At 34.0% G+C, this 426-nt stretch carries 1 protein-coding gene; it reads left to right on the forward strand.

Annotated elements, in window-relative coordinates; translation table 11 throughout:
• A partial coding sequence (locus tag COD11_RS06430; protein WP_141549654.1) for a transposase occupies positions 1-399 on the forward strand: 399 nt, incomplete at its 5' end.
• Between the last annotated feature and the right edge of the window lie 27 nt (positions 400-426).

The raw sequence follows: 426 nt of genomic DNA on the forward strand, positions 1-426 counted from the left end.
TTCCAGTATGAAACCTCAAAAACTTCTGAAAATGAATATGTTTCAATTAAAAGAAAATATTCATGTTTTGAATGTGCCGGCTGCCCTTTCCAAAAAACTTGTGCCAAAGGAAAAGAACAAAAAACAATTACAATATCTCTAGAAAATCAAAGACAACGAAAAGAGATTCGTGAACGTCTTCAGAGTGAAGAAGGAAGAAAATTATATAGTCAACGAAAATGTGATGTGGAAAGTGTATTTGGACAAATAAAACATAATCAGCAGTTCAGACGCTTTTCGATGCGTGGCCTCCAAAAAAATACAATTGAATGGGGGCTTCTTTGCGTTGCGCATAACTGTAAAAAAATGCAGAAAGCAATAAAAAGAAATAAAGTAAAAGAGGAAATTGGATGCCAATAAGGGGGAGGAATACCCCTTTTTCATTAA

This window comes from Bacillus sp. AFS040349, assembly GCF_002577655.1.
Lineage (GTDB): Bacteria > Bacillota > Bacilli > Bacillales > Bacillaceae > Metabacillus.